Genomic DNA, 6,823 nt, shown 5'->3' with positions numbered 1-6,823 from the left:
AGATGGTCGAGAAAATGACGCCGTTCATTAATGCGTTAAACCAGCTTCACGGCGTAAGTGCCCGCGTGGTGTGGGACAGCGCAGGGCGCGACATCGCGCGCACGGAAATTAAGTTTGACGAAGCGGTAACCGGGATCGCCACAGGTGAACTGGTCGACGCACTCAAACAGGGAGAGTACGCGATTTACTTCCGTGGTTACAAAGCTAACGAAGGCATTATCGAAGCCGATGTGCGCAGCGTGGATCGCGCGCAACTGGAGATTGTGGCCCGTCGAATTGGTGAAGTGATTTCGCAGGAGAAAAAAGCATGAAACTGACCCCTAACTTTTATCGCGACCGCGTCTGCCTGAACGTGCTGGCGGGCTCCAAAGAAAATGCCCGGGATATTTACGCGGCGGCGGAAGGACACGTGCTGGTCGGTGTGTTGTCAAAAAATTACCCGGATGTCGCAAGCGCGGTCGCGGATATGCGTGAATACGCAGCGCTTATCGACAATGCCCTCTCCGTGGGGCTGGGGGCGGGCGATCCCAACCAGTCGGCGATGGTCAGTGAAATTTCCCGTCAGGTGCAGCCACAGCATGTTAATCAGGTCTTTACCGGCGTGGCGACCAGTCGCGCGCTGCTGGGTCAGCAGGAGACGGTGGTCAACGGTCTGGTCTCGCCAACCGGCACTCCGGGCAGGGTGAAAATCTCCACCGGTCCGCTGAGCAGCCAGACGCCGGACGGCATTGTGCCGGTAGAAACCGCGATTGCGTTGCTCAAAGACATGGGGGGGAGCTCGATTAAATACTTCCCAATGGGCGGCCTGAAGTGCCGTGAGGAGTACGTTGCAGTCGCCCAGGCCTGCGCCCGTCATGACTTCTGGCTGGAGCCAACTGGCGGTATCGATCTGGATAATTTCACTGAAATTTTGCAGATCGCCCTGGATGCCGGAGTGAGCAAAATCATTCCTCACATCTATAGTTCGATTATTGATAAGGTGAGTGGTAACACCCGACCGGACGACGTGCGCCAACTGATGGCGATGACCCGGGCCTGCGTAGGCTAACTGACTGATGAGGAAACTGACGTGCGATTCCCCAACCAACGTTTAGCGCAGCTGTTTGGCATGCTGCAAAACGAAGCGCTTCCACAGGACGAGCTGGCGCAGCGGTTGTCGGTTTCCACACGCACCGTACGGGCGGATATCACTGCGCTAAACGCGCTGCTCACCCAGTACGGCGCGCAGTTTGTCCTCAGCCGGGGTAACGGTTATCAACTCAAAATTGACGACCCGGCACGTTTTCATGCCCTGCAAACGCAGCGACCAGACGCGTTGCTGCGCATCCCGCGCACCAGCCAGGAGCGGGTGCACTGGCTGGTGGTTCGTTTTCTGACGTCGGCCTTTTCGCTGAAGCTGGAGGATTTGGCTGATGAATGGTTTATCAGCCGCGCGACGCTGCAAAACGATATGGCTGAGGTGCGCGAGCATCTGCAACGTTATCATCTGACGCTGGAAACGCGCCCCCGTCACGGTATGAAGCTGTTTGGCAGCGAGATGGCGATCCGCGCCTGTTTGACCGATCTGCTATGGACGCTGGCACAGCAGGATCCACAGCACCCGCTAGTGACGCAAGAGGCACTAAATGCCGGGATCCCTGAACAGCTACAACCTGTTTTGCAGGATATTTTTGCCCGTTTTCACATTCGCCTGACCGATGAGGGTGAGCTGTTTTTGCGGTTGTACTGCGCGGTGGCGGTACGGCGGATTAGCGAAGGGTATCCCCTCCCGGAGTTTGCCGCAGAAGAAGCCGAGCAATCGGTGTGCCTGGCCACGCGGGAAATCGCAGCGGTATTGCACCGACTGGCGGATAAACCGCTTACCGTTTCCGAAGAGAACTGGCTGCAGGTGCATATCGCCGCCCGCCAGGTACAAGAGATCGCCCCCAGCGCCATCAATGCGGATGATGACGAAGCGCTGGTCAATTACATCCTGCGGTTTATCAACAGCCAGTACAACTACAACTTGTTGAATGACAAACAGTTACATGCTGACCTGCTGACGCATATTAAGACGATGATCACCCGGGTGCGTTACCAGATAATGATCCCCAATCCGCTACTGGAAAATATTAAACAGCACTACCCGATGGCGTGGGACATGACGCTGGCCGCCGTCTCGGGATGGGGAAAATATACGCCGTACACCATCAGTGAAAATGAGATTGGCTTCCTTGTGCTGCATATTGGCGTCGGGCTGGAGCGTAGTTACAACATCGGTTACCAGAGGCAACCGAAAGTTCTGCTAGTATGCGATGCTGGGAATGCGATGGCGCGGATGATTGAGGCGGTGCTGGCGCGTAAGTATCCGCAGATAGAAATCGTCGATACCGTGACGCTACGCGACTACGAACAGCGGGAAAGCATCAGCGAAGATTTCGTCATCTCTACCGCGCGGGTTGGTGAAAAAGATAAGCCTGTGGTGATGATTGCACCGTTCCCTACCGATTATCAACTGGAGCAAATTGGCAAACTGGTGCTGGTCGACAGAACCCGTCCGTGGATGTTGAACAAATTCTTCGATGCCGCCCATTTTCGTGTGATCGACGAGCCAATGGATCAACAAACGTTGTTCAACGTTTTATGTCGCCAGTTGCAGGATGAAGGCTTTGTCGATGCGGAGTTTCTTGATTCGGTGGTTGAACGTGAGGCCATCGTCAGCACCATGCTGGGTGACAGCATTGCCTTGCCGCACGCCCTCGGTCTGCTGGCAAAGAAAACGGTGGTCTACACCATCCTCGCCCCGCAGGGTATCGCCTGGGGGGATGAAACGGCGCATGTGATCTTCCTGCTCGCCATCAGCAAAAGCGAATACGAAGAAGCGATGGCGATCTACGATATTTTCGTCACCTTCCTGCGCGAGCGGGCGATGACGCGACTCTGCGCATGCCGCAATTTCAGCGAGTTCAAAACGGTTGCAATGGAGTGTGTGAGCCGTTTTTGACGACGCTGCAACTATCTTGCTGCGTCGTCTCCTGCAACTGTTACCCTTATTTTCAAGGGCATAACATCACGTGACGACGGTCGTTACCTGCCCGGGGAAGCTAATCTGGATAACGCCGCCCCACATGCAGAGCAACTGTGACTGGGCGGTGAGAGCGGGAATATTGCCCACTAATACCGTGGGTGAGCCTGGTGCCCAAGGGGCCGGTGTGGTGGGGATGCACGGCATTGGTGTTAGCACGCCGAGCGCCGCGGCGGTTGCAGCAGCAACGATCGGGTTGGCGATGCTGTTGCACATGCCGAACGGCAGAATGTTTACAAAAGGTTTGTTATCCATAATATTCGCCATTGGCAGGCTGTTGACGATGGTTCGGCTGGTGGGCAACACGTTCAGTGTGCCAGGTGCTATGCCAAACGAGCATTGCAGCATCGCACCTGTACATACGGCAGGACAACTCATGGCAGTACCCCCAATTGTCTCCACAGTCGGCGAGCGGATTCGTCGCTGGTGATCAGTTCATTGAGCAGTTCCGGCAGTGGTGTATGTCCCCAGGTATAGGCCCGGTACAGTAGATACGGTACCGGACTGTGGGGCTCGGTACGCGCCAGATAGTCTGCCACCTGTTTAATCATCTGATACGCCTCTTCGCGGTGAAGAAACGTGGCGCCGTTGCTGACCGTTGATGCGGCTTCTTGCCCGACAGGTTGCGACTGTTCCGGCAAGGTGTTGCCCAACGCCTGCAGGCAGGTTTTGATTTTTTGCTCCAGTACATTAAATGAAGGTGCCGATTCGGTAGGCCAACTCTGACAGACGTTGTTGAGCCGTTGGAGCCACTCCATGCTGGATGTCAGGGATAATATGGTGGCCTCGTCCGCGCCAGGCAGCGGAACGTCAGCTAATTTTCCCTGCTGCCACAGGATCAGGGAGATGTTTTCCCCATGAGCTATAAACAGCGGGGATTCAGCGACCAGCGTGGCGTAATGTTGCGCTATCCAGCACAGTGGCGCGGCGCGATAGTCATAGTCACCTTCTTTAATTTTAGGATGTAATTGCTCCGGGTATTGCTCCAGCGCCAGGGTCACTAATTCCAGTGCATTGGGCAGGGCTGCTAAGCCGTGAACTCTAATCCATGCCTCACCCAACCAGCTCATAATGACCAGATCCTTACTGAGCGTTTTCGTCAGCACAGTAGCGATTTTGGTGACTTCATCCCAGTCGGCGCGGCGCGGCGTACTTTGCCAGACGCCGGTGGGCAGCGTTTCGTCATCCTGCTGGCGGGCGGTGACCAACTGGTCGAACTCTGGTGAATAACGGATAGAGTCTCCGCACGGATTATCCGCCTGAATGGGGGCCAGTAATGCCTCAATATGTTCCATCATTTTCCTCCTGATAATCCCTGCTCGGTAAGCGGTATCCATGGTAGCGGCGCTTTGCTTTGGGCATCTAACAACGTGACCTGCCAAAATACGGTTGACTGCAATTGCTTCTGACCATCGCCCACGGGGAGCGAAAAACGCAGCGGCAGCGGTTGCGTCAGTGCGCCACCGACGCGCTGTTGTTCAATCATCCTGAGCAGTGCCCACGCTCCCTGCCAGCGCCAACGACCAGTATCACCGCTTACCGTTACGCCTGTCTGTGACAGACCTGGCATTGGACGCCATGCGGAATTGGCTGCCCAGCGCAGACTAAAGTTCAGGCTATCACCGCTGCGCCAGTGCAGGTCAGTCGTCCCGCCGGGGTAGCTAATCGATTGTTGATTACCAACAAGCCGCCAGTCGGCAATCTGATCCGCGCCAGCCTCATGGTTGCGTGAGGTCCGCCAGATAACCCGTAACGTCACGCCTTCAGGGCTGACCAACGCCGACAGTAACGGCTGTGCCGCTGCCAGTTGTTGAATGAGTGGCGGCTGTTCGGATAGCGTTTCGGCGGGGAGTTGCACCAGCAAAAGAGTCAGTTCACGTACCCGATCGACATCAGCATCCGGTGCGTGTGCCGCGGCGGTAAACGGGAAGCGCCCTGCAAGCCAGGTGTTGTACAGATTGAAGATCTTCTGTACCGCGCCAATGCTGGCCTGTTGGCGTAACTGCTGACATTTTTGCAATGATGCGTCTGCCAGCGCGTTCAGCGACTGACCGTAAAAATCGTTACTGCTGGCGGTGCGAAACTGCGTCAGTTCACTCTGGCAGTTCTGCGCAGAGAGCGTCGGCAGCGCGGCAGCAAGGGCCGCCATCTGCATCGGCGAACTGGCAGGATCCTGTTGTTGCAGCCGCTTCATGGTCGCCAGTGAATTGCTCCAGCGAGCGATAAGCTGGTTATCCGCTGCCGTTAACCATGGACGCTGGTTGTCGAGCCAGTCAATATCCTGCTGATAGCGGACCAGGGCACCAGAGATTTGCTCTGCTTGTGCGCTAGCCCACCCGACAATTTTCTGTCCGCTGGCCTGCGCCTGTTCAGTCGTGGCGTAATTGACCGCCGGAGGGTTAATCGGCGGAAGTAACGCGCCGCCGTTCTGACGAACTCGGGTAATCACCTGGGCCGCTGTTTGTTGTCGCAATGCGATGGCAAGCTGAGGGCGGTTGAGCTGGTTGAAGGCTTCAATGATGTGATCCGCGCTGGCGGTGCTGACATTGCTGTTATCCGGGGTTCCGGCGGCCCCTGTGTATAGCGCCTGACGTATGGCGTTTTCCACCGCCTGTCGCGCCAGCATGGTGATTTTAGGTCGCCAGATGCTGTCTGGAAGCTGCTGCATAAATCGTTCAAATCCGCCATACAGCGCCAGCGCCTGCTGAAGTTGCAGGTTGCCAGGATAACCGACGGAGAGCTCGGTAGGTTGGTTTGCCCCCTGCTGCCAGAAGGGTTGGTTAAGTAAATCACGCAAGCTTTTTTGTAATGCCAGAAGATCCGGCGATACGCTGAATTGTCCTTCCGGGGATTGCTCGGTTAATGAGGAGAAGTGCAGCCTGGAGCCATCAACCTGCGCCAGAAAGCGTTGGCGCAGTAGGGTTTCGTGGCGGAGTAGTTCCTGAACCACGCTGTTGTCGATAAGCCTAAGGGTTCGTGCCTGCGTGAGCAGCTCATCCAGTGGCAGTCTGATTGGCGAATTTGTTGCGTCACGACTCAGGTTATTAATGGTCGTCAGTGTTGCTTGTAAGCGGCTGACCTGGCGGACCAGCGAGCGGACGAACAAGGGGGTAACCCCGGTGCCATTGCCAAACAGCGCCAACAGTTGTTCGAGCTGCTCTTCGTTGTTATCCAGGCTGGTATTGCCATAGTTTTGCTCCAGCCAGCGCATGGTTTCGTGAGAAAAAAGTACGCTGTTGCGCTGAGTCAGCTCGCTAGCGTCGGGTAATTTCAGACGCGAGAGATTGAGAGTGGCAAACATCTCGTTGAGCTTTTCCTGGGAGGGTAAAGAGTCGGTGTCAACGGTCACGCCCCAAACGCTGGCGCTGACGTTTGCCAACGTCTGCACAGTCGGTTGCTTCATCTGCATTAATTGTAGCAACGGCAAATAGCGCGACTCCATTTGTTTTGCCTGAGTGAGCAAGTTCTGAATTTGCCGGTAACGCTCTTCGGGTAGCAAATCGTCCTGCTCAAAGCCCCTTTCATTGTGATTTTGCAGGCAGATACTGTTGGTGGCTGGTACCAGCAGGCTAGCCAGGGTGACGTTGTTAAACGTCTCGCGCAATTTTGTATCGGTGCGGCTGAACAGCGAGCCGGGCCAGACGATGGAACGAAACTGCCACTGTGGAATGCCATTGAGAACGCGCCAGTACAGCGCGGTGGAACGCTCACCAGTGATATCGGCCCGGACGGCTGTGGCGAGGACCTGCAGACGATCAT

5 protein-coding genes and 1 pseudogene are annotated in these 6,823 nt (G+C 56.0%); 3 read left to right on the top strand and 3 right to left on the bottom strand.

The genetic code is table 11. The annotated features are described in order from the left end of the window. The 3 genes and pseudogenes from KQJ19_RS21375 to KQJ19_RS21365 all read left to right on the top strand — a co-directional run. A pseudogene (locus tag KQJ19_RS21375) lies at nucleotides 1-311 on the top strand (SelA-like pyridoxal phosphate-dependent enzyme); the annotation flags it as partial. Beyond that, a complete protein-coding gene (locus tag KQJ19_RS21370; RefSeq protein WP_049283022.1) occupies nucleotides 308-1,048 on the top strand; it encodes a KDGP aldolase family protein in 741 nt (246 codons plus the stop codon). The pseudogene KQJ19_RS21375 and the gene KQJ19_RS21370, both read left to right, overlap by 4 nt. 21 nt (nucleotides 1,049-1,069) lie before the next feature. After that, nucleotides 1,070-2,983: a PRD domain-containing protein gene (locus tag KQJ19_RS21365; protein WP_200051832.1), complete on the top strand. Its 1,914-nt coding sequence runs from the start codon at nucleotides 1,070-1,072 to the stop codon at nucleotides 2,981-2,983. Between the two features lie 66 nt (nucleotides 2,984-3,049). Here KQJ19_RS21365 and KQJ19_RS21360 read toward each other — a convergent pair whose 3' ends face one another. The 3 genes from KQJ19_RS21360 to KQJ19_RS21350 form a co-directional block, all read right to left on the bottom strand. Further along, nucleotides 3,050-3,442 carry a DUF4280 domain-containing protein gene (locus KQJ19_RS21360; protein WP_103766898.1) on the bottom strand — a complete coding sequence of 131 codons (393 nt, stop codon included), beginning with the start codon at nucleotides 3,440-3,442 and terminating at the stop codon, nucleotides 3,050-3,052. Beyond that, nucleotides 3,439-4,362: a type VI secretion system ImpA family N-terminal domain-containing protein gene (locus KQJ19_RS21355; protein WP_253296393.1), complete on the bottom strand. Its 924-nt coding sequence runs from the start codon at nucleotides 4,360-4,362 to the stop codon at nucleotides 3,439-3,441. Before KQJ19_RS21355 ends, KQJ19_RS21360 begins: the two co-directional genes overlap by 4 nt. Further along, a partial coding sequence (locus KQJ19_RS21350; RefSeq protein ID WP_216404105.1) for a hypothetical protein occupies nucleotides 4,359-6,823 on the bottom strand: 2,465 nt, incomplete at its 5' end. The genes KQJ19_RS21355 and KQJ19_RS21350, both read right to left, overlap by 4 nt.

The organism is Citrobacter sp. S46_ASV_140, assembly GCF_018919545.1.
Lineage (GTDB): Bacteria > Pseudomonadota > Gammaproteobacteria > Enterobacterales > Enterobacteriaceae > Citrobacter > Citrobacter braakii.
Note: the sequence above shows the minus strand (reverse complement) of the source record. Positions and strands in the feature narration are given on the sequence as shown.

Coding starts and splice junctions, on each gene's coding strand:
- KQJ19_RS21370 (WP_049283022.1), top strand. CDS start 308: ATGAAACTGACCCCTAACTTTTATCGCGACCGCGTCTGCCTGAACGTG.
- KQJ19_RS21360 (WP_103766898.1), bottom strand. CDS start 3,442: ATGAGTTGTCCTGCCGTATGTACAGGTGCGATGCTGCAATGCTCGTTT.
- KQJ19_RS21355 (WP_253296393.1), bottom strand. CDS start 4,362: ATGATGGAACATATTGAGGCATTACTGGCCCCCATTCAGGCGGATAAT.